We start from the raw sequence: 23260 nt of genomic DNA, 5'->3' as shown, positions 1-23260 counted from the left end.
AAATATTGATAATTCAGGAGAACTGTGTATGGAATTAACCTATTTGCGGACCTTTTGTACAGTGGCGGACCACGGAAGTTATACCCGGGCGGCAGAAGTGCTGGGTTACGCACAATCGAGTGTGACGGCGCAGATTGCCAAGCTGGAGGAGCTGTACGGAGCCATTCTGCTGGAGCGTTCGGGCAGGGGGATGATTCCAACCTTCGCCGGCAGCAATCTGCTCCCGTATGCCCGGCAAATGCTGGCGCTGAGTGCAGAAGCTAAAGGGATAATCTCCGGCGGTGATCAGGGAGTGCTGAATATTGGAGCCATTGAGACGTTAGCCGCTTATTATCTGCCTCACCGGCTGCAACGGTACCGGGAGCAGCATCCCGGAATGCAGCTGCGGGTACAGCCCGGTTCTGAAGAAGATATCATCGCCGCAGTCAAAGATAAAACGGCCCATTTCGGTCTGATCTTTGATGTTCCGTATGCGTCGGGGGAACTGGTTACTCTGCCGCTGCGGGAGGAGCAGCTGTATGTGATCACCCATCCGGAGCATCCCATGGCAGCGGAAAGGGCGGTTACCCCGGAGCGTCTGGAGGGGGAACCGCTGGTGCTGACAGAGAGTACCTGCACTTATCGGAAGCAGCTGCTGCATGTGCTCAGGGAATCCGGTATAACTGCGCGTGTAGATATGGAGTTTGGGAATCTCGAGGGGATCAAGCAGGCGGTGAAGCACAGCTGGGGGACGGCCTTTCTGCCGCGGTATGCGGTGGAAGAGGAGCTGCGCACCGGCGCATTAACCGGAATTCCCCTGGCCGGGCAGCTGGATCCGTTCTATATTCAGCTTATCTACCGCAAGGAGCAGCGGCTATCCCCTGTGTTCATGGAGTTCATTGCCCATATGCAGCTGCAGCAGCCTGTATAACACATCTTACATTCTAAGCATTAGCCACCCCCGAGACTTATACAGGTTCTTCAGAAAAAGACGGCTTCAGCCAAACCCTGGCTGAAGCCGTCTTAAATATGTCTATACCGCTTCCGGCAATCCGCCGTCTACCACTTGGAGCCGCCGGAAGAATTCCTGCCGGACTTGCCGCCGCCCCAGGAAGAGCCGCCCGACGACCGGCCTCCGCCGCCCCAGGAGGAGCCGCCGGAGGAACGTCCGCCGCCGAATCCGCCCGAGGAGGGCGGCCCGGAGGACATCCGCTTGCGGGCCTGTTCTCTGCGCTGCTGTTCCCGGATCATTGCCAGGCGGGCCGCCCGCTCTGCCTCTTCCTTCTGGCGGACAAGCCGGTTCGCTTCTTCCACGAAGCTGGAAATCTGCGATGCGTAAGAACGACCTGTACTCTCCAGTTCATCCAGATTGTATGGACGGGCGGACAGGCGCTGCTCCAGCTCGGCATACTCCGGCAGCAGGGACAGCTGGAAGCGGCTCTGTGCAGCAATACCTCTGCTATGCAGCAGACTCTGTGCCGCATCGACCCGGCTCTGTCCTTCCGTGAACAGCCTTCTCAGGCTGTCCAGACGTTCGTACAGAGAGCTCAGACTGCTGTCGATACTGCTGAATTTGCCTTCAGTCTCGTCCTGCAGCGTTAGCAGCCGGTCAAGTCCGCTGCGCGCATTCTCATATTCACCGCGTGCATCGCTGGTCCAGGTCTCAAGCTGCGGCACTTCGCCTGCGCCTTGCCGCAGGGCGGCACCTGTCTCCTCAAGCGTCTTCTCCAGACTGTCCAGATGCTGGCGGGCGAACTGGTTCCTCGCCTCAGTGAGCTTGCCCTGCAGCTCATTGCGCCGCTGGGTCAAGCTGCCCCATTTGCTGCGCACCGTCTCCAGATCTGCGCGGTTGCTCTGCCGGATCATGGCCTGGCGCTCCGTCATGGCGACGGCTTCAGCCAGCAGCGCGTCCAGCGCGGCACCGATCCGCCGCACCTCATCCATGTCGCCGCTGCGCAGAGGCGCCTCCAGGGACCCGGCGGCAGCCGAAGCCTGCTCCAGACTGTCATAGGGCTTAACCTTCATATTGTGCAGGGAGTTCTGCTCAATCAGCCCGGAAATGCGGCTGCGGGCAGCGGCCAGAACCCCGGGGAATGCCTTCAGCTTATCGTCAAAAGCATCTACATCCTGCAGGTCCCGCTCAATTTGCTCCTGGCGCTCCTGCGCCTCTTCAGTAATATCCTGTGCGGCAATCGGGTCAAACAGCTCCAGCTGGTCAGCTTTGGCGGTTTGTGCGGCCAGCGCCTCCAGGTCCTCGGCGATTTCCTGCAGCGGATAGCCGGTCGCTTGGGCCGCTTGCTGCAATTGTCCGTCAAGCTCTGGCGCATCCTGCTTCAATTCAGTGATCTGCTGCTTGACGTTCCGGTCGGCATCGCTGATGACAGCAATATTCTTCTCTTCCTCTTCAAGCGAGGCGCGGAAATTACTTTCCGTCTGCTGAAGCTGTTCTGTTGCAGCTTTGAGGGCGGACAGGCGGTAGAAGGGCGGCAGGGCGCCTTGCCCGCTTGTCTGCTGCAGCGCTGAGATCTCGACCAGCTGCGAGGTCAGGCGCTTCGATATGCCCTCGACCAGTTCTCCGGTCTTGCCCTGCACGATTCCCTGGAAGGGCTGAAGGGATTCGAGGGCGCGATTCGCCCGTACCAGCAGGTCAGATAATAGTTCCTGCTGCCTGGCAAGCCCGCTGCGGCGGCGCATTCCTGTAATCAGCACGTACAGCAGGAACACCAGTAATGCGGCCCCGGCTACAATAGCGGCGAGTGATATGAAGGATAGTCCGCCCCTGGCGGTTTCGGCCGTGCCCGATCCGCTGCTTCCGGCTGTCCCGCCGCTGCCGCCTGATCCGCCACCCGCAGTACCACCTGTACCACCTCCAGCAGTTCCTCCGGCAGCACTGCCCTGCCCGCTGTCCACAGCCTGAAGCTCCTTAATAACAGCGCTGATTCCTCCGGCGAAATCGCCGTCTCTGGCATAAGGATTGAAGTAAGTCTCCAGCAGCTTAGTGATTGCCGCGCTGCCTGAAGCGCCGCCGAGGTTCTGTGACCAGGCATTGAGTGAGTTCTGCAGCTGCGGATTATCGAAGTTAATCTCCGTTTGCTGGTCTCCGTAAGCGATCAGAAGCAGGATATCCCGGGTCTTCAGCTTCCAGGTATCGTATACCTTATCTGCATAACTGGCTGGGTCCGCGCCGTCTAATGAGTCTATAGTCAGGATATAGAGAGTATAGCGGTCCGTTGCGGCCATCCGGGTGATAGCTTCTGCTTCCTGCGCAGTAAGTAAGCCGGCTTCATCAGTAACAACTCCCTGCTGTACAGGAATATCCGCAGCATAGACGCCGGGGATCCGGAGCAAGGATAATAGTAAGACCAAGGCGAAAATTTTTCTCAATTCTGCACACTCCGATCTATGGGCTGTTGTTCGTTATATTATGCTAATCATTATATCATTAAACATTCCGGAGACCTCAGATGCAGCCGTCCCGGAATTAGCCCTCGTGTACCGCAAAAAAAGCCGCATTCCCGTAACGGAAATGCGGCCATATATATTCTTCTATAGTTGTGTGTGGAATTATCTACCGGGTTTGCAGACAGAGGATATACTGCAATCTGGACTTGATCTCTTTTTGCCATTTCATATCTCCGACTTTTACAGCAAGATTGAGCAGATCCAGGTAATCGTCAACCTGTAATGCGGTCCGGGTGGTGGCTGCGTTCATGGGTGTTCAGTCTCCTTTTAACTCAGATATAGTAAAGTAACGAATAATAGATATTCAATAATGATAATCATTATCAACCGTTATTGTTATTATCCACATTTTGCTCCCAAAAAGCAATACAAATATAAAGTTTCTTATTTTAAAATTCCCGTTGAAACAATACCGTCCTTAAAAGGGGCGACAAAGCCGCTTCCGCGAGCTTCTTCGACAATAAATCAACGTTTCTGCAGAATTTGCACATTTTATCAGAACTGAAGCATAACTAGCAGGAACCTTACCATTTTTTGTCGAATACAGCTTCATATAAATGCGTTTAGCCGATTTTTATGGGACAAAGGAGAATTGCGATGAAGCGGTGTAAACTCTTGCTTCTAATTGGCATCGTGCTCATGATTACACCCCCCGCTGCCGCTCACGCCAAAAGACAGGATATTAAGTACCAGGCAGAACTGGAATACCCCCCCTACAAGTACATACAGAACGGATATCTGACAGGTTTTGATATTGATCTGACGAGTATGATTTTTGAGAAAAAGGATTACCTTCTTCTATACAGCACCGGGGAATGGGAAAGTACATACAGCCTGCTGACCGAGGGCAAGATCGACACGACCGGACTCATGGCCATAACCGAGGCGAGAAAGCAGGATACCTTGTTCTCAAGACCTGTGCTAAGGAGCTACATTTCCGTCTATTCCCGCCAGGAGCTTAGTGAAGAAGTGAAGCTGAGCACGTTGAAAAATTACAGAATCGGTGTAGGCAAGGAACAGTATTCGGAAACTGTTCTGCAGAATAGTGTGGGAATCCCATCCTCACAATACATAGAATATGCGACCGTACCTGAAGCAGTGGAGGCTCTGCGCAAAGGCGAGATTGATCTGCTGTTCGAGAATCAGGGGGTGGTGGATTATCTGATTGTTGAACAGGGGCTGACCGGAACGATTATCCGCAAAATGAACAATCTTTATCCTCAGGATGTCGCTTATGGCATCAGCAAGACCAAGCCGGAGCTGGTGTCTTATGTGAATGCCAGACTGGAGCGCCTGGAACGCTCCGGGGCATTCGAGGAGCTGTATCAACAATATTTCTTCGCTCACTCGGATTATCATCAGTCCATGATCCGTAATAGAATTATATCAGGAGTGGCCATAGGGGTTGTTCTGCTGGTATTTGGTTCTGTGCTGCTCCGGATCTATATCCGGCGTCTGCGCCGGACGATCCACTCCGAACAGGAATTCTTCGAGGATGTGATCGAGAATACCGGGATGATCATATGGGCGGTTCATGGGGACAAGCGGAGCGTGCGCTTCAATCAATATGCTGAGAAAATGACCGGGCTTTCAGAGAAGGATGTGCTCGGTGTGAGTATCGATGACCTGCCTGGTCTTGAGGGTGGAGCGGCAGTGCTGAGGGATCTCCTTACCAAAGCGGTCTATCTCGATTATGTGACTAATGTGGAGGTGAAGCTTCCGGAGCATTCTCCGGTTGCGCATTATTTCTCCATCCGCACTACCCTGATCAAGGGGATGGATGATCAGGCGGAGGATATATTTGTCCTGGTCGGGCTTGATATCGATGAACGCAAACAGAACGAGCTTAAGCTGCAGCTCAGTTACGAGGAACTGGAATCTACCTATGAGGAGCTTGCGGCAACGGAGGTTGAGCTGCAGGACCAGTTCAACCGGCTGGGCGTCAGTGAACGGCGTTTCCGTCTGGCCTCCGAAGGCTCAGGTGCCTATATGTGGGAGCTCGACTGGGATAGCGGCTTCTACAAGCTCTCGGACCGCTGGTATGAGGTCATGGGCTACTCTGAGGAAGAGATCAACGCCTTCGAAGGCGGTGTGCTCAGCATCATTCATCCGGATGATCAGGAATCTGCACGCAAAGCCAGACAGGAGCATCTTACCGGGCTGACTCCGATCTACGAAACCGAGTACCGGATGAAGACCAAAGATGACGTTTATGTCTGGTTTGAGGTTAGGGGGAAGGCGATTGTGGACCCCAGAGACCAAATCGTACTGTTCCTGGGCTCGCTGATTGATATCAGCAAGCGGAAGCAGGCGGAGTTCAGTCTGAATAACAGCTATCAGGAGCTTGAAGCGACCTATGAGCAGCTTACGGCTACGCAGCAGGAGCTTGTAGGGCAATATGAGATGCTGCTGGAAAATCAGAAGAATATGCATCGCCTGGCTTATGTGGATTCGCTCAGCAATCTGCCGAACCGGATCTGTCTGCTGGAGACGATGGAGAATTATTTCCGCCGGCCGGGGGGGAGAGCGGCGCTGCTGTTCGTGGACACGGACAACTTCAAGTATATTAACGATACGCTAGGACATAAATCCGGCGATGTTCTGATCCGCAAGGCCAGCGAGCGCCTGCAGTCGGTAGTCCGGGAAGGGGACATGCTCTCCCGGCTCGGCGGCGACGAATTTGTAGTGTTTCTCAAAGACATAGAGAGCCGCGTGGATGTGCTGAATTTGGCCGAGGACATTATGCGCTCCTTCCGCAAATCCTTCCTCATCGGCGAGAGCAACCTGTACGTCTCCTGTAGCATCGGGATCTCCTTCTACCCGGAAGACGGGGAGACGACAGAGGAGATTCTGAAGAATGCTGACGTAGCGATGTACCGGGCCAAAGAAGAAGGGAAAAGCACCTATGTGGTTTATGATAAATCGATGCATACGGCATTTAATGAACGGATGAACATTGAGAAGCATCTGCGGAGTGCCATGAACAATAATGAATTTGAGCTGCATTATCAGCCGCAGGTGCAGATTGAGACGGGACTGATCTCGGGATTCGAGGCTTTGATCCGCTGGAACAGTCCGGTGCTCGGTTTTGTCTCCCCGCTCTCCTTCATCAAGATTGCCGAGGATTCCAGACTGATTATTTATATCGGGGAATGGGTGCTGCGGGAGGCCTGCAAATTCATGAACAGCATCCACCAGCTTACCGGAATCTCTTATAAAATATCAGTGAATATCTCCATTATTCAGCTGCTGCAGGATGATTTCGTGGAGATTGTGCTGGATAGTCTGGAAGAGAGCGGTGTTGAGCCGAGCAGTCTGGAGCTGGAGATTACGGAATCCATATTCATGGAATCGTTCGAGAGCACCGTCAGCAAGCTGGAATTCCTGAAGTCGCGCGGTATCCGGATTGCGTTGGATGATTTCGGAACGGGGTATTCCTCCTTAAGCTATCTTCAGCAGCTGCCGATCTCGACACTCAAAATGGACAAAATTTTCATTGATTCCCTTGCGGATAAAGCCTATAGCCAGTCCTTCGTCCAGACGATCATCATTCTGGGCCATAAAATGGGCCTGGATGTTGTGGCCGAGGGCGTGGAGGATGCCAGCCAGCTGGCCTTCCTCAAGGAAGCGAACTGCGACAAGGTTCAGGGCTACCTGATCAGCCGGCCGGTGCCGCAGCGCGAAGTAATTGAACTGCTCGTGCCGCAGAAGCGTTATGAAGTAGATCATCTGAATTAGGGCTATAGATTACATAGTAAAAGCGGGTCCCGGGCATGGATAATATGCCTGTGGACCCGCTTTTTTGAACTAGTAAATGTTTATTCGCAGCTAGAAGATGACGATTTTGTTCTTGCCTGTTTTTTTGGCTTCATACAGGGCATCGTCTGCCTGCTGAAAAGTGGAGCTCTTCGAATCGGTTCCATTATAATCATGCATGCCGATGCTGACAGTAACCGATCTATTCTCCATTTCATTGATTAGCAGGCCGGCAATTCCGGTTAGGATCTTGTCCATAACCCGCACGGAATCCTCCAGCGGCTTGGCGGTCAGAATGATAACGAACTCTTCACCGCCGTACCGGGCTGCGAAGTCATCCGATCCGATATGCTGCAGCATGACTGCAGCTACCTGCTTCAGTACAATATCGCCAACCCAGTGGCCATACTGGTCATTTACTTTTTTGAAATTGTCGATATCCAGGACCGCCAGCTGCAGGGGAAAAGGGTTGCTCTGCTGATGCTCAATCAGCCAGCCCAGATATTCATGAAAGGTCTTGTGATTGTACAAGTCGGTCAAGGGGTCAATCTTGGACAGCCTGTCCATAATAATATTCTGAATGCGCAGCTCCTGCTCCGATTTCACCGAATTCTCCAGTGACTGCATAAGATCCCGTCCCCGTGCAATGACGCCGAATCCGGCCAGTGAAGTTCCTGCGAAGATAAGGGTGATAATAATGTTCTGGATACGCAGGGTATAGTCATAGGTAGCTGTGTTGAGGAACAGCATAATGATATAGATCAGGCAAATAACCGAGGAAGCCTTCAGATAATTGTCCTTCAGATAGATCATGGATACCAGAAGCGGAAGCAGCATAATGAGCGGCTTCACATGAAACTCCGTGCTCAGATTCATGATTATCAGAATGCCGTACAGATGACTGGTGACAATAATTGAGAACTCGGACATCAGCGGTTTCCATTTATGTACAACCTCGAGAATCAGAAGCAAGACGAGCAGTATGGAGTCGGGGATCACTATGTGGTTAATGAAATATTGCCCGCCGGAGAGCTCAGGCCGGTGGCCCCACATGGATAAGGCAACAAATAGCTGGCTTGCCAGATAAACAAACAGGACCATCCAAAAGGTGTTGAGGAGGACGCGGTTCCAGTACATTTGGCGAGGAGTTGGCGGTGGGATGTGCATAAGATGTTCCTCTTTTCCAGTGGCAATATACTTATATATTCGACAATTATCCCGATTTTCCTCCCTAATCCGATTCTGCGATCATTGTTCGTGTTTTGGTGATTAATACTAGGTATTTATAGCTATTCATGCTGATATAATGATACAAACACGAATTATTAATACGATATATCCTTGACACATTCGCATAATTTCTGTAGAATTCCAATTGGCTCACAATAATGAGCTAAGCTGTTCGTATATCCTCAATGATAAGGTTTGGGGGTTTCTACAGGGAACCGTAAATTCCTGGCTACGAATAGGGTGCATTTTGCATACCTATGAAGAGGTCGGGATTTTTGTGCTGTTTGCGTAAGTGAATTTATATTTATCGCAGAAACAGAGCAGCCCTTATCCACTGAGGGCAGCCGTTTCATCCTGGGAGGAACAGAGAACCTATGAGTAAATATGATGTGATTGTTGTTGGAGCCGGTCCGGCCGGAATATTCGCCTGCTATGAATTGACACTTAAAGCACCGGAGCTGAAGATCCTGCTGGTGGACAAGGGCCATGATATCTACCGCCGGAATTGCCCGATTCTGGAGGAGAAAATCAAGCTCTGCCCTCCGGCTTCGGGCCGTAAGGAATTCGCCGGATGTCTGCCGGCCTGTTCGATTACTGCAGGCTTTGGCGGTGCAGGTGCGTACAGTGACGGCAAATTCAACATCACGACCGAGTTCGGCGGCTGGATGACCGATTATCTGCCTCCTTCCAGGGTGATGGAGCTGATTGAGTATGTTGACGGCATCAACCTGGAGCACGGGGCCACGCCGGTTATTACCGATCCGACTACCGAGAGCATCCGCGGGATTGAGCAGCGGGGGTATGCGGCAGGGCTTAAGCTGCTGCGTGCGCAGGTCCGCCATCTAGGAACAGAACAGAATCTGGAAATCCTGAAATCCATATACGAATATTTGAAGACGCGCATTGATATGCTGTATAAGACTGAGGTAGAAGATATTGTTACCGTCAAGGAGAACGGTGCACATCGCATTACGGGCATTACCTTGAAGAATGGTGAGAGCCATGAAGCGGATCAGGTAATGATTGCTCCGGGACGTGACGGATCTGCCTGGCTGACCGCGGTGCTGAAGAAACGCCGGCTCAAAATGTATAATAATCAGGTGGATGTAGGGGTGCGCGTGGAAACCTCTGATGTGGTGATGCGAGAGATTAACGAACATCTCTATGAGGGGAAATTCATCTTCAATACATCTGTGGGGACACGGGTCCGCACCTTCTGCAGCAATCCTTCAGGACATGTTGTCGTGGAGAATCACAGCGGAGTGATGGCAGCGAACGGACACTCCTACAAGGACCCGGCGTTAGGTTCCAAGAACACCAACTTTGCTCTCCTGGTCTCCCATACCTTCACCGAGCCGTTTGATAAACCGAATGAATATGCCCGGGAAATCTGTAAGCGGGCCAATGATCTGTCCAGCGGCGGTGTGATCGTGCAGAAGTATGGCGATATCCTGCGCGGCCGCCGTTCTACGGAGACACGGATCAAGGAAGGGTTCCTTGAGCCCACGCTGAAGGAAGCGGTGCCTGGTGATCTGGGTCTGGTCCTGCCGTACATCACGATGAAGAGCCTGATTGAGATGGTCGAGGCGCTGGAGAAGGTTACACCGGGTATTGCCTCCGAGCATACGCTGTTCTACGGAGTTGAGGCGAAGTTCTATTCTGCCCGGCCTAAGCTGACAGAGCAATTCGAGACCGAGATCTCCGGGCTCTACTGCGGAGGCGACGGTGCAGGCATTACCCGCGGCCTTGCACAGGCCGGAGCGGCCGGAGTATGGATCGCCCGGGGAATGATGGCTAAGATTAAACAAGAGGGAAACGTACAACCGGCAGTTCTGTAGAACCGCCCAGGTGGATGCCCGAAGGACAGCCTTACACGCAGAAGCTGCGGTGTACACGGCTGTCCTTTTTTTGGGAGGTTATATGTTAGATTCTGAACCTTCCCTGGCTTCCCTAGCCGCCCCACCCACCCACCCACCCACCCACCCACCCACCCACCCACCCACCCACCCACCCACCCACCCACCCACCCACCCACCCACCCACCCACCCACCCGTAGCCAATGCTCCTCGTTTTCAATTGTTTTATCGGTTTGTCGAGTCTGGAGGATATGCGGGAGTGGAAAAAGTTGGAGCTAGTCCGCCTGAAAGATAGGGGGAGCAGAAATAGATGGATTTCCTCCACTTGCTGATGAGCGAAAAGGTGCTGTAAAACCAATAGTTGGATAAAGAACACTTAAATTATCCGAATTCAGCCAAAGTAGCGAAAACTAACATAAATAGGTGCTGTTAATCCACTTGCTTTCGTTCATTCGTAAGAAACGGGCAAATTAAGATACGTTTATCCACTTGTTGTGGCAGGTGCGGGCGGAGTGGAGTGGAACGGATACCTACTGCGGAATTCCATGCGGCGTCCACGCCACGTGTTCAACGCCCTGGCGTCCATGCCACGTGTTCAACGCCCTGGCCCACGCCGCATCCCGTTTGTTCTTTATACACGCCGTTAGTGGGTGATGGGTATAGAAGTGGTTTCCTTAATTTGACTCTGCTGATATAATGTTAGAATACATAACATGATGGAGTGGAGTGAGCGTTGATGATGGGGATTCGCCGGTGGAAGGCCGTTCTAGCCGTTGTTTTGCTGCTGCTTATAGGAATGTACTGCTTGTGGGTTGATATGTACTGGATACATAAGGTTATCTATCTGCTGCTAATGGCGGCACTCGGCGGACTTGCGCTGGACAGCTATCACGGCGGAGTCCTAAAGGACCGGCAGCTGGCGGAATCCCGGGGTAAGGTGGAGCTGCTCGGCAATGAGATTGTTGTCACCTCAGACCGGCTGCATGGGGCTCTGGAGGAAATTAGCCGCCATACGGAAGGGCTGCAGCAGACGGCAGACTATTCACATGCATACGAAGTGGATTTGCAGACGCGCAGTAACGAGGCTAAGGCCAATATTGAGGGTGCTTTTGCCACCATGGGCGGAGTAGCGGCGGTTACGGAGCATATAGAGGAGCTGACCGTGAAGCTGGGGGCGACCATGCAGGCGACCCGCTCAGGAATGGCTGAAATGGTGGATTCGCTGAAGAATACAGATGAGGTCATGGAGGAGCTGCAGGAGCAAAGCGGGGACATGCTGAATAAATTCACGACTCTTAGCGGCCATATTGCTATGGTGGAGGAGATAAACTCGCTGATTGTCAGCATTGTTAATGAAACCTCGCTGCTTGCGCTCAATGCTTCTATTGAAGCTGCGCGGGCGGGTGAACAGGGGCGGGGCTTCGCGGTAGTGGCCAGCCGGATCAGGCAGTTAGCCGACCAGAGCCGGAGTTCGGTAGACCGCTCCACGGAGGTGCTGCTCGATATCAATAACGGAGTGCAGCAGGTGCTGGAGTCGGTTACGAAAGAGCAGTCTGCAGTTGAGCACGGTGTGCATGAAGTAGCAACCGTGAAGCGGCGTCTCGGCGATATCTCGGACAGAATAGAAGAGGTGGGAACGGCGGTAGCTGAATCAGTCGCTGCGGCTGCGCGGCAGAGCAGGCTGATTGATGAGGTGACAGCCGAACTCAGCGGTGCGGTGGGTATTGTCAACGAGACCATCGCAGGTGTGGACCTGACGCTGGAGCAGGTCACCCGGCAGCGGTCCCAGATTGGACAGCTGAATAATATCAGCGCCAGCCTGCTCATAGAGTCGCAATCCCTGCAGCAATCAGTGAATGCAATTGCGGTGCGCGGGGTGATTGAGATGAACGGATACGAGGGACGGCTGCAGGAAATGCAGGTATTGCTGGAGGAGCTCTCAGCTAAGCGGGAGCTGTATTCACCGGATGCGGATAGCCATAGCAGCATCCTTGCTTCCTGTATCCGTAAGGCTCCGGATGTGCAGGCGATCTGGTCCAACCGGACGGACGGCACGTTCATTTACTCCGAGCCTGCGGCAGGACTTCTGAATGCTAAACGCCGTGACTGGTGGAACGGGGCCATGAATGAAGGCCAGTACGTCTCGCAGCCGTATGTTTCGGCGATTACCAAACGTTCCTGCATTACGCTCTCCAGAGCGATTAAGGATGGCCGCGGAGAGATTGTAGGCGTGGTGGGGATAGATCTGGCGGTGTAAACTAGAGTATTTCAGCTGGATAGCAGAGGAAGAATAATTATATGAAGCAGATAACATTGTCTTATAACAAAGAGCAGCAGGCTGCCCTGGTCAGGGAGCACCTGTTGCTCTTTGCTGGTTGTACGAGGTCTCGGCCCGGACTAGGTACCGTCAGCCGGGAGGCTGCGCAGCCCGCTCCAGATGCCCTGCCAGTTCTTGCTTGCAATCCGCTTCTCATAAATAGGCAGCAGATGCGGATGGGCGGCGAAGTAAGGCGAGGGCCGCAATACCAGCTGAATGACATCCGAAATTCCATGAGGTGCGGCCAGAATGACTTCCCCGTTCCCGTCCAGGGAGAGTCCAAGCGCCGTTGACGTCTCGGGGAATTTGGACATGCCGTCTGTGGACGAGTGATAGGGCGGCAGGTTATTGACGGTATGCATCCTGGCCTGATTCTTGACTGACCAGGGAATTCCGGGATAACGGCTCTTCAGCTGGGTTTCCCAGGATTTCTCGACTTCCTCCCGCTGGTCGCCGGGGTCATAATAGATCACATCAATATCGGCGAGGGGCGTTCTCTCCGTAAAACCATGCTGCACATCCCAGATCTTGGACCGCACAAATCCGGCGCAGACCCACCAGTCCGGCAATTGCAAAGTTCCGGCAGCCTTCAGAATATCCATCATCCAGGCATCTTCCATCACCCGCTGGAGAATGTCTGCTTCACTGGTTATTATCATTGTATAATCTCTTCTTTCTCTGCTGAAATGAAGACAATAATCCATTATAGCCCGGACGGAGTGGGAAGTGTATTTGATTTTGCTTGAGGTGGGCTAGCCGGGTTAGGTGGGGTAAAGTGAGGTCGGGTGCAATAAATCAGCCTTCGGTAAATCTGCTAAAGTTATATTATATTGGATTGTAAGACTACATAGGATGAAGCCCGCAAAACCATTTTTACTCGAATAAAATTGTGCCGGCAGGCACTTTTTGCAGAAGTCAGGTGTTATAGAGATATACAATCTAGGAGGTGAGGGCAACGTCACAGGAGAATGTGCCGGATATGCGGCAGGTAGAGGCGGTCATTATCCGGGTTCAACATGGGGAGCAGGAATCCTTTGCGTTCATTGTTGATGCTTTTCAGCAGCCGGTTTACCGGTATTGCTGCCGGATGCTGGGGAACAGGCAGGATGCCGAGGATGAGGTGCAGTGCAGGATTTTAATAAGCACTCCATGTGCAAAGGATGAATCGGGCAACTCTTGCTTGAACAGCAGCCGGAAGTCCAAATATTCATCGTTGAGCAGGCAGCAGCTTAAGTGAATAGCTTGAATTCAATTTAGGTATTAAAGGGCAGTCAAAATGAAATCCAAAAAGGCATCCGGAGAGCGAATACGCTCTCCGGATGCCTTTGGTGTTCACACGTATGAGGAATGAAGGATGCCGCCGCAGGTAGGGCTTAGCCCTCCAGCAGCAGCGCTTCTGGATCTTCCAGTAATTCCTTGACCTTGACAAGGAAGCCTACCGCCTCTGAACCGTCTACAATCCGGTGATCGTACGATAAGGCGACATACATCATCGGACGGTTGGCTGTGCGCTCTTCATCCAAGGCGATCGGACGAAGCTGGATCTTATGCATGCCGAGGATGCCGACCTGCGGCGTATTGAGGATCGGCGTAGACAGCAGAGAACCGAATACACCACCGTTGGTGATTGTGAAGGTACCGCCCTGCAGCTCCGGCAGACTGAGCGTGTTGGCGCGCGCTTTGGAGGCGAGCTCGCCAATCTTGCGCTCGATTTCCGGGAAGCTAAGCCGGTCGGCATCGCGGACGACCGGCACGACCAGACCTTCTTTGGCAGCTACGGCGATGCCGATGTCATAGTATTTCTTCAGCAGGAGATCCTCACCGTCGATCTCGGCATTCAGCAGCGGATAAGCCTTGAGTGCGCCGATCACGGCTTTGGTGAAGAAGGACATGAAGCCGAGTCCAACCTCATGCTTCTCTTTGAAGGCATCCTTGCGGCGTTTGCGGATGTCGAGAATAGCGGTCATGTCCACCTCGTTGAAGGTGGTCAGCATCGCTGCCGTCTGCTGCGCTTCGACCAGGCGGCTGGCAATCGTCAGCCGTCTGCGCGACATGCGCTTGCGCTCGGTCGCTTTGCCGTCCTCCGCGCGGGGCGCCTTGCCCGCCGGCGCGGGCGGCTTCACCGGCTCCGGCCGTGCCGCCGCCGGAGCTGCAGGCGCAGCGGCCTCCGGCACAGCTGCGCCATGGCCGTTCACATCGGCCTGGCCGATCCGGCCGATGGGGTCGCGGGCACTGACCTCGCCGAGGTCGATGCCCCGCTCCCGGGCCAGCTTGCGCGCCCCCGGCGAAGCCAGGGCCGCAGAGCCCGCCGCTGCGCTTGCCGCTTCCGGCTTACCGCCGTCAGAGGCGCTGCTGCCCGCCGCTGCGTTTGCCGCTTCCGGCTTACCGCCGTCAGAGGCGCTGCTGCCCGCCGCTGCGTTTGCCGCTTCCGGCTTGCCGCCGTCAGAGGCGCTGCTGCCCGTCGCTACGCTTGCCGCTTCCGGCTTGCCGCCGCCGGCTACTGCCGCACCGTCGGCGCTGCCGATAATGCCGATAGCTTCGCCAACGGCAACGTTCTCGCCCGCCTGGCGCAGGATGGAGGAGATGACACCATCCTCCTCCGCACTGATCTCCAGGTTGACCTTGTCGGTCTCAAGCTCCGCGAGCACATCGCCCTGGCCGACAGTGTCGCCCTCTTTAACCAGCCATTTGTAGATCGTTCCTTCGGAAATGGATTCGCCCAAATCGGGTACTTTAATTTCGGACACAGGCCGTTACCTCCCCAAATATAGTAGTTTACGTTATTGAGAGACCGCCTTGCTGCTGTCAGGAAGACGGTACAGGTGCTTGTACTTGAGCGTTAAGTTTCAGGGCTTCTCTAACAATGCGCCGCTGCTCGAAGCTGTGCACATCCGCATAACCGCTGGCCGGGCTGGAGCGCTCCGGACGGCCGATATACTGGACGGTAACATTCTGCGGGGCAATGGCGCGCAGCCGGGATTCAGCGTAGCTCCAGCCGCCCATATTCTTCGGCTCCTCCTGCACCCAGACGATTTCCTGCAGGGAACGGAACGAACTGAGATGTGCGCCAAGCTCACGTTCAGGGAACGGATACAGCTGCTCCAGGCGGAGAATATGCAGCCAGGAGAAGTCCTGTCCGCGGGCGGCTTCCAGCTCAGTCTGCAGGTCGATGGCGACCTTACCGCTGCATACCACCAGGCGCTTGACCTCTTCAGGCTTGCTGCCGAGCAGCGGTTCCGGAAGCACGGGCTGGAAGCTGCCGGAGGCGAGATCAGCACCGGCCGAGGTGCTGCGCGGATTGCGGATCAGGCTCTTCGGTGCCATGATTACCAGCGGCCGGGCATCGGGCTGTCCGCAGAGTGCAGCCTGACGGCGCAGCAGATGGAAATACTGGGCCGCGCAGGTCAGGTTCGCTACGGTCCAGTTCTCTTCAGCGGAGAGCTGCAGATAACGTTCCAGCCTGCCGCTGGAATGTTCCGGTCCCTGGCCTTCATATCCATGCGGCAGCAGAATCGCAAGATTGCTGCGCTGTGTCCACTTGGCGCGTCCGGCGGAGATGAACTGGTCAATAATGACTTGGGCGGCATTGGAGAAATCACCGTATTGCGCTTCCCAGAGCACGAAGGTCTCCGGCGCGAACACATTATAGCCGTATTCATAGCCGAGTACAGAGGCTTCTGACAGCGGGCTGTTGTAGACGCCGAAGGAGGCGCGGGAATCCTTAAGCTGGTGAAGAGGGGAGAAGAGCTCCCCGCTCTCACTGTCATGCAGGACAAGGTGGCGGTGAGCGAAGGTGCCGCGCTGTGAATCCTGTCCGCTGAGGCGGATCGGCGTGCCATCCTTCAGAATGGTAGCGAAGGCCAGGGTTTCAGCCAGCGCCCAGTCTACCCGCTCGCCGTCATTCAGCGCATCCTTGCGCCGCTGCAGAATCCGCTCCAGCTTCGGATAGACCGTGAAGCCGGCCGGTACGCTCAGCAGCTCACGGTTAATCTCCTGGAGACTGGCCAGCGGAACCGCTGTAGGGCGGTGCACCGGTGTTCCCGTATCCAGGACGACCGAAGTCTTGGACTCGGCGTTCTTCTGTTTCCCTTCCTTCATCTGCTCGAAGGCCTGCTGCAGCACATTCTCGGCCTCGGCAATCATGCTCTTCACCTCATCGGCTGTAACGACCTTCTCGCGCTGCAGGCGTTCCGCATAAACGCGGTAGACGGTAGGGTGGTTGCGAACCTTGCCATATACCATCGGCTGGGTGGTTTCCGGATCATCCATCTCATTATGGCCGTGGCGGCGGTACCCGATCAGATCAATCAGGAAATCCTTCTTGAACAAATGGCGGTAAGCGCTGGCCATACGGACCGCAGCAATACAGGCTTCGGGGTCATCGGCATTGACATGCACTACCGGGATCTCATAGCCCTTCGCCAGATCACTGGCGTAATGCGTGGAGCGGGAATCTTCACTTTCGGTGGTGAAGCCGATCCGGTTATTGACGATAATATGCACAGTGCCGCCATTCTGATAACCTTGCAATTTGCCGATATTAAGTGTTTCCGCAACAATACCTTCACCAGGGAAGGCGGCATCGCCATGCATAAGCACGGCCATGGCTTTGTCCGTATTCAGCTTAGGCAGGCCGGGGGTCCCCCGTTCCTCCTGGGCTGCACGCGTGAAGCCTTCAACGACCGGATTCACGAACTCGAGATGGCTCGGGTTGTTGGCAAGCGTGATGCGGGTACGCACGGTTTCGCCTTCACGGACGGCGCGGTCGGCGCCTAGATGGTATTTCACATCACCGCTCCAGCCATAGGTGACACCCATAGAGCCTTCGGACGGGAAGAGCTCCTTGTTCGGCGAATGATGGAATTCCGAGAAAATAATATCATAAGGTTTGCCCAGAATGTGGGCCAGCACATTAAGTCTTCCGCGGTGGGCCATACCCATCAGGATATGCTCAGCGCCGTCATGTGCGGCAGCGCGGACAATTTCATCCAGCATAGGTACGAGCGCATCATTGCCTTCCAGGCTGAAGCGCTTCTGGCCGACGAAGGTCTTGTGCAGGAAGGTCTCGAACTGTTCTACCTGAATCAGGCGTTTCAGCAGCTCTTTGCGTTCCGCATGGTTCAGTGGAGCAGGCGACGTCGTGGATTCCGCCTGGCTGTTGAGCCAGCGCAGCTCACGCTCGTCATGCACATGCCCGAATTCATAGGCGATGGTCTGTGTGTAGGCCTGGCGCATTCTGTGAACGGCATCCATAGCGGTATGCACGCCCTCAGGGGCATTCTCCCAGATCAGCGAAGCCGGCAGGGCATTCAGATCTTCGCGCGTCAGCTCATAGGTCTCGATCTCCAGCCATTTCGCCATCGGGTTGGTGCTCCGCTCCAGCGGATCGATATCGGCAGCCATATGGCCGTATATTCGAATGTTAGCCATTAGCTTGGAAGCTTTAACAGCTTTCTTGAGCCACTCCGTATCTCCCGAGATGGCGGGGGGAGGCGTCTTGACGGCATCCGGAGCCAGGGGAGGCGGGCCGGATACTGTGAACAGATCGCGGTAATGATGCTCTACGGAAGAAGGGTCCTTGACAAACTGCTCGTATTTCTCCTGAATGTAGCCCAGATTGGGACCGTAATACTTGCTCCAGACAGATTCGTTATAGGGCTCTTTGATGGCCATGAGTAGGTCCTCCTAACGGATAAACTCCACATGCGGTATATAGGAACACCGCTTAGCGGAGCTGCGATGTTTGCGGTTTCATTCTCATCTTATTGTGCTACTTTCCGGCAGGGTAATCAATTCATACTTTCGTGCAATCCGTTCGCAAAACGGTATGATTCAGCAGGGAATTCATACAGAACAATCATAAATTATCCGGGTGAGGCCGGAGGAACAAAATATCTTTGGAGTTAATAAAAAAATTAAGGATTTAGGTGGTTGTATATCATAGAAATGGGTAATTACTTCTATATTGTGTTATAGGATTAAATCTATTTAGTATATTTAAACTAATTTGGACCGATTGAAGATGAATTGGAATTATTTATACAAGCCATTGGCAATTTTAGCTAAGGGTCCTCACGATTTAACATAAAAAAATCCCAGAAAACGACACACTTTTCATGTAAGATCTTGTATAATGTTATTGCGGAGAACGGTTTCATCGATTCTTTCAGATCCTTTCATGTAAAGGGTCCAGTAAAGGGTAAACCTGCCGAAAGACAGGGGCACAAAGTCTCGGATCTAAAGTAGAAATACTATGATGGCCGGACTGCCTGGGGACGCGAAAATTCTAGGAGGAGATTTCTTGGATAAGTCCAACCAGGGGAATGACGAACTGCAGGCAGTTGATCTGGATTTAGAATGGGTGCATTTGCTAATGTCTGCTAAGCAGGCTGGCATCCAGGCGGACGAGATTCGGCGTTTTTTTAGTGAAAAAGCACTCCAGGCGATGTAGGGCATTCAGCATTGTACGGATACATACAGAAGAGGGCACAGCGGTGTACACGCTGTGCCCTCTTCTGTTGGAATTTACATGTTGTTTCGGGGTCCCATCAAAGTACCTGAGTAATCATCGAAGCTGCTGCCTCACTTTGTGGGGGTATTTCAGTTATCCTTCTGCTCCAGCCGCCATTTCTGATAATCAAGAAACTCCTTGAATTCACGTTTGCTTATACCAGAGGCCATCGCATCCTGTACCAGCCTGAACCATTCTCCATCAAGAACCGGTTCTGCAGTTTCTGCAACTCCGCCATACAGTAATACGTGAATGGATACTTGAAGTGCATCGGCGATTTTTTCGATAAATTGAATGGAGGGGTTGGATTGGATATTCCGCTCAACATTACTTAAGTATGATTTCGCCACGTCAGCCTTATCCGCAAGCTCGGATAAAGAATAACCCTTCTCCAGACGGAGCCTATGGATGCGGCTTCCCATGTTATCTGACACGATTACAACGCCCTCCGTACTTTTTGTTATCAGTATAACAAAAATTCGCAAAACCGACAAAAATCATTGTTCCTGACGGAAGCTGGCGGCAGTGGAGAGACAAAACGGCATATCCAGCCCGGATGAGGGAGGATATGCCGTTTTGTGTATATAGTTTAATAGCCTTATTTGGCTTCTCCCAAACCTTGCGTAGCATTGAATGTCCAGTTCAGCGCCAAGCCGTCACCCTGGAAGATATTCTGATCCTGTGTATTGTCAACGAATTCGAAAGCAATCTTGAAGGTTTTGGTTTGGGTAGCGGCGATGCCTCCCGGCAGTACACCCGCCGTTACGAGATCATAGCTGGATGTGTTCTTCAGATCCTTCAAGGAGATTTCGGACAGCACATGGCCGGTAAGCGGCCCGCTGGTGTAAGAACTGTCGAGAAGTTTGATTTTGAAGTGATCTCCAAGATCCTGGCCGGCATTATCTCCCTTCGCATCAGTTACGGTGTAGCTGGTAGCCAACGTGAGGAGCTTGATATCCAGAGTGCCGTCATTGGACAAGGTGAACGTGCGTACGGTGTAATCACCCGGTTTCAGATTGGTCAGGGCAACAGGTGTATTGAAGGAAGAGCCGAGCTTCAGCGTACCTGCCGCGAAGGTTGCCGTGCTGGTTGCTGTGGAGCTGAAGTAAGCGAAGGTGCCCCCTCCGATTAAAGACAATCCCAGTGCTGCCGATGCTACGCCAAGACCCAATGTTTTTTTGATACCCATAATTAATTTCCTCCTCGAGTATATTATGTTTTTTAAAGATCAGAGAACAGGAATGCGTGACAGGGCAGATTATTTGAGGGCGCCTTTTTCCTGATTGGCATCGAAGTTCAGGGTAAGGGCCAGCGTATCGCCTTGATAGTAGTTTTGCGGCTGGAAGGTTTCCTTGAAGGCAAACTGTACGCTCAGCTTATCTGAGGTGCCTGCCTTGATGCCCCCATTCTCTACACCAAAGATTCCGCCGAGAATTCCCTTAGCTACAAGATCCGGACTTTGCTGCTCAAGGTCGGCCAGTGAAATAACCAGGACAGGCGAAGTTACTTTATCCTTGTTAATAAGGAAGGTTACAATAATATCGTCTTTGAGATTATGGGAGCTGTTATCCCCCAGGGCATCTGTAATGACAGATGAGGTGCGCAGAACAACTTTGGGAATATTGAGGGTCCCGTCATTTTTCAATTTAAAGTCTCTTTTGATTGTATCTCCCGGCTTAAGATTGGTGAGATTGACAATAACGGAGGGGTCCGAATTCAGTAATAAAGTTCCGTTGTTAAAAGAAGCTGCAGTGGTGGAAGTGCTGCTGAAGTAAGCGAAGGTTCCTCCGCCGACCAGGGTTAATCCGAGTGCTGCCGATACAACGCCGAGACCTAATGTTTTTTTAACGTTCATTTGTTCATCCCTTTCTCATCGTTCTTTTTTTGTCTTTGCCTGTCTTCCGGGAAAATTTATTGTTGCTCCGCGTTTCGTAAACGGGAGAGGACAATCAAGTTTATTGCACAATGTCTGGAAGGGTATCCGTTCCGCCGGTCACCGCTGGCCCTGCATTCTTCTTCTCCAGTGCCGCAACGGCTTTCCAGGAGGAATACAGTGCGTAGAGCAGCAGGAGCAGCCCGGGGATAATCATCAGCATTACACTTCCGGCTTTGGAGACTGCGAAATTCATGGCATATCCTACATAAGGGACGGTGACGCCGGTATATTGGCCTACCACATTTGTCGAGCTGACCGCTGAGGTATCGGCTGCATCGTTATTGTCCCCTTTGGTGGTATAGCTGGCCTCGCCTATGGCACTGTTTATTGAAGCATCGACCACACGGTGTGTAATCAGGAGGTTATCGGGATTCATGAATGTAATCACATCGCCTTTTTGAAAACGGGTCATATCCCCGCCCGGCTTAATCGCTACAATAGATCCGGTCTGGATGCCCGGCTCCATGGAACCGGATAACACCGTCTTGATCTGATAGCCAAAGAAGGAAGGTTCGCCTCCGGAAGCTTTAGAGATGACTACTGCTGTTACCAGCACCAGGAAAATCATAAATATCAGTGTGGACAATGTGGTGCTGATTATCTTTTTGATGCGCATATTATTCCCCGCCTTTGCTGATATCAGATTGTGGAGCAGGTGTAGCTGTAGGTATAGCTGTAGCTGTAGCTGTAGCTGTTGGCTGCGCGGTATCTGTACCGCTATCCGGGAGCTCCGCAGTTGGTTCTGCCGCTGGAGTCGCCTCCGGAAGAGGGGATTCCGGTGCCGGTGTGGCAGGCGGAGCAGTAACCTCTGCATCCGGTGAGGGTGCAGGAGCCGGCTTTTCACCCTCAGGAGCTTCTATAGCAGGTTCTTCGATGGTCTTATCTTCTCCAGGAATGCTGGTTGCGGGCGGATTATTCTTAGTGTCTTCCTGCTCCAGTTTCAGAGCTTCGGCTTCTTCCTGCTTTTGCTTCTCCAGCGCGAGCCGTTCCGCTTCTTCAGCCTTGGCTTTCTCCTCCAGCGCCGCCTTCGCTTCAGCAATGTGTACCTGCTGTTCCTGCAGCGTGGTGATTGTGGACGATAGGTTGTCTCTGGAGGCTGTTAATTCTGCACTTAACTGATCGTAGCTTGACTGTAAGGCGGATGATACATTGGGGTCTGCATTGTAGGCTCTGGCCATGAATGAGAAAATCGGTTCCTCGGCAGGGAAGCCGAAGCTTTCTTGCCGGAGAAGTACCCGGTCAGGATTACCGGTCGGCAGCGAGCCGCCTAAATCATGAATCGTATTCAGATAATGCACAATGCCCGTTAATGTATCCGTCAGGGATTCCGACAGCACCCCGCTTTGATGGAGACCTTCCTGTAGCTGTTCGAAGAACTGGGCGTCACGGATTTCCAGGCAATTAGGTTCGAGATTTACCATATATCCTCCGAGTTGATGCAGAATGGCTGCTGCACTGCCAATTTCCTGCAGAATTTGCTGCCAGATACCTGCATTGAAGCTCAGCTGTGTATCCAGTGCGTTAACTGTATCGCTTGCCAGCCGGATTTGTTCTGAGATCTCACTGGAGACCTGATCCAGTTCCTCCGCTGACAGTTCTTCAGAGATCGGGGGAGTGGTATAGTTTCCGCTCGGAATGTGGCTGCCAAGAGAGGATTTCAGTTCGATAATTGTTCGGACATGTCCGCTGAACTCTGACAGCAGCTGTTCAATCTGACCCGGGAATACGGAGCAGAGCCCGATAGAGGTGATCTGTTCCTGCGAAGTGTTGTACTCTCCGTAAGTACTGCCAATCTGATTGGATGTATACATTATAAGGACAGATACAGCCATACCGGATTGCAGGATCCGAAGACCGAGTTTCGTGTATTTCCGTTTACGCCGTTTGGCGGATCTGGGGTACAAAGGTAGGCCCCCCTCTCATGGCTTACTGATTAATATTCGTTATATTCGTTCTTTATTAAGAACGTTTTCGTAATGAAATCATACACTGCGGACCCATGAAAAGAAAAATGTCAATTTCAGCGAATTGTTCGCAATAAAGCACGAATACATCTAATTATCTTTAGTTTACTTGACTTATCGCTGTTTTTCACGAATGTTCTTTATTGAGAACGAAAAAAGGTTATGCTATCCGCATAACAAATACGGATGGCATAACCTTTCCATTTGTAGTGAAGTCCGCTCCTTAAGGAAGCTTCTCTCCGCGTGAG

At 52.8% G+C, this 23260-nt stretch carries 17 protein-coding genes and 2 riboswitches; of the genes, 6 read left to right on the top strand and 11 right to left on the bottom strand.

The genetic code is table 11. The features are described from left to right. Positions 1-28: 28 nt before the first annotated feature. Positions 29-910, top strand: a complete 882-nt coding sequence (locus MKX70_RS03810) for a LysR family transcriptional regulator (RefSeq protein ID WP_340839570.1) — start codon at positions 29-31, stop codon at positions 908-910. 128 nt (positions 911-1038) lie between these two features. Here MKX70_RS03810 and MKX70_RS03805 read toward each other — a convergent pair whose 3' ends face one another. Both MKX70_RS03805 and MKX70_RS03800 read right to left on the bottom strand, forming a co-directional pair. Further along, positions 1039-3363 (bottom strand): TPM domain-containing protein, encoded by a 2325-nt coding sequence (locus MKX70_RS03805; protein WP_340839569.1) that lies wholly within the window; start codon positions 3361-3363, stop codon positions 1039-1041. 184 nt (positions 3364-3547) lie between these two features. Then, positions 3548-3691, bottom strand: coding sequence for a hypothetical protein (locus MKX70_RS03800; RefSeq protein ID WP_171720322.1), 144 nt, complete (start codon positions 3689-3691; stop codon positions 3548-3550). 347 nt (positions 3692-4038) lie between these two features. On the opposite strand from MKX70_RS03800, the gene MKX70_RS03795 reads away from it, so the two are divergent. Continuing rightward, on the top strand, positions 4039-7179 hold the full coding sequence (locus MKX70_RS03795; protein WP_052415917.1) for an EAL domain-containing protein: 3141 nt from the start codon (positions 4039-4041) through the stop codon (positions 7177-7179). Between the two features lie 90 nt (positions 7180-7269). Here the strand turns inward: MKX70_RS03795 and MKX70_RS03790 are convergent, their stop codons facing one another. After that, on the bottom strand, positions 7270-8364 hold the full coding sequence (locus MKX70_RS03790; protein ID WP_340839568.1) for a GGDEF domain-containing protein: 1095 nt from the start codon (positions 8362-8364) through the stop codon (positions 7270-7272). Positions 8365-8579: 215 nt separating this feature from the next. Beyond that, positions 8580-8679, top strand: a riboswitch (purine riboswitch). 122 nt (positions 8680-8801) lie between these two features. On the opposite strand from MKX70_RS03790, the gene MKX70_RS03785 reads away from it, so the two are divergent. Continuing rightward, positions 8802-10265, top strand: coding sequence for an NAD(P)/FAD-dependent oxidoreductase (locus MKX70_RS03785; protein ID WP_340839567.1), 1464 nt, complete (start codon positions 8802-8804; stop codon positions 10263-10265). Positions 10266-11020: 755 nt separating this feature from the next. Next, positions 11021-12541 (top strand): methyl-accepting chemotaxis protein, encoded by a 1521-nt coding sequence (locus MKX70_RS03780; RefSeq protein WP_340781211.1) that lies wholly within the window; start codon positions 11021-11023, stop codon positions 12539-12541. 140 nt (positions 12542-12681) lie between these two features. On the opposite strand, the gene MKX70_RS03775 is transcribed toward MKX70_RS03780, so the two are convergent. Next, positions 12682-13260 (bottom strand): nucleotidyltransferase family protein, encoded by a 579-nt coding sequence (locus MKX70_RS03775; RefSeq protein WP_340781210.1) that lies wholly within the window; start codon positions 13258-13260, stop codon positions 12682-12684. A gap of 320 nt (positions 13261-13580) precedes the next feature. On the opposite strand from MKX70_RS03775, the gene MKX70_RS03770 reads away from it, so the two are divergent. Next, on the top strand, positions 13581-13838 hold the full coding sequence (locus MKX70_RS03770; protein ID WP_042232002.1) for an RNA polymerase sigma factor: 258 nt from the start codon (positions 13581-13583) through the stop codon (positions 13836-13838). A 136-nt stretch (positions 13839-13974) separates the two neighbouring features. Here the strand turns inward: MKX70_RS03770 and odhB are convergent, their stop codons facing one another. Next, positions 13975-15348: a 2-oxoglutarate dehydrogenase complex dihydrolipoyllysine-residue succinyltransferase gene (gene odhB, locus MKX70_RS03765; RefSeq protein WP_340839566.1), complete on the bottom strand. Its 1374-nt coding sequence runs from the start codon at positions 15346-15348 to the stop codon at positions 13975-13977. 58 nt (positions 15349-15406) lie between these two features. Next, positions 15407-18274 (bottom strand): 2-oxoglutarate dehydrogenase E1 component, encoded by a 2868-nt coding sequence (locus tag MKX70_RS03760; protein ID WP_340839565.1) that lies wholly within the window; start codon positions 18272-18274, stop codon positions 15407-15409. Positions 18275-18789: 515 nt separating this feature from the next. Beyond that, positions 18790-18874: riboswitch (cyclic di-GMP riboswitch) on the top strand. A 28-nt stretch (positions 18875-18902) separates the two neighbouring features. Between MKX70_RS03760 and MKX70_RS03755 the strand changes: the two genes are divergently transcribed. Further along, the gene (locus tag MKX70_RS03755) at positions 18903-19052 is read left to right on the top strand and encodes an anti-repressor SinI family protein (RefSeq protein WP_081956347.1); all 150 of its coding nucleotides are present in this window, start codon (positions 18903-18905) and stop codon (positions 19050-19052) included. A 149-nt stretch (positions 19053-19201) separates the two neighbouring features. Here MKX70_RS03755 and MKX70_RS03750 read toward each other — a convergent pair whose 3' ends face one another. The 5 genes from MKX70_RS03750 to MKX70_RS03730 form a co-directional block, all read right to left on the bottom strand. Then, entirely contained in the window at positions 19202-19534 is a 333-nt protein-coding gene (locus MKX70_RS03750; RefSeq protein ID WP_042241375.1) for a helix-turn-helix domain-containing protein, read from the bottom strand. A 176-nt stretch (positions 19535-19710) separates the two neighbouring features. Next, positions 19711-20301: a TasA family protein gene (locus MKX70_RS03745; RefSeq protein WP_042232010.1), complete on the bottom strand. Its 591-nt coding sequence runs from the start codon at positions 20299-20301 to the stop codon at positions 19711-19713. Positions 20302-20370: 69 nt separating this feature from the next. Next, positions 20371-20967: a TasA family protein gene (locus MKX70_RS03740; protein ID WP_042232011.1), complete on the bottom strand. Its 597-nt coding sequence runs from the start codon at positions 20965-20967 to the stop codon at positions 20371-20373. A 100-nt stretch (positions 20968-21067) separates the two neighbouring features. Beyond that, entirely contained in the window at positions 21068-21664 is a 597-nt protein-coding gene (gene sipW / locus MKX70_RS03735; RefSeq protein WP_340839564.1) for a signal peptidase I SipW, read from the bottom strand. A 1-nt stretch (position 21665) separates the two neighbouring features. Next, complete coding sequence (locus MKX70_RS03730) at positions 21666-22952, bottom strand: hypothetical protein (RefSeq protein WP_042232017.1); 1287 nt, start codon at positions 22950-22952, stop codon at positions 21666-21668. Positions 22953-23260 lie beyond the last annotated feature (308 nt).

It is taken from the genome of Paenibacillus sp. FSL R7-0312, assembly GCF_038004445.1.
Classification (GTDB): Bacteria; Bacillota; Bacilli; order Paenibacillales; family Paenibacillaceae; genus Paenibacillus_AQ.
This window is presented reverse-complemented; position numbering and strand designations above follow the sequence as displayed.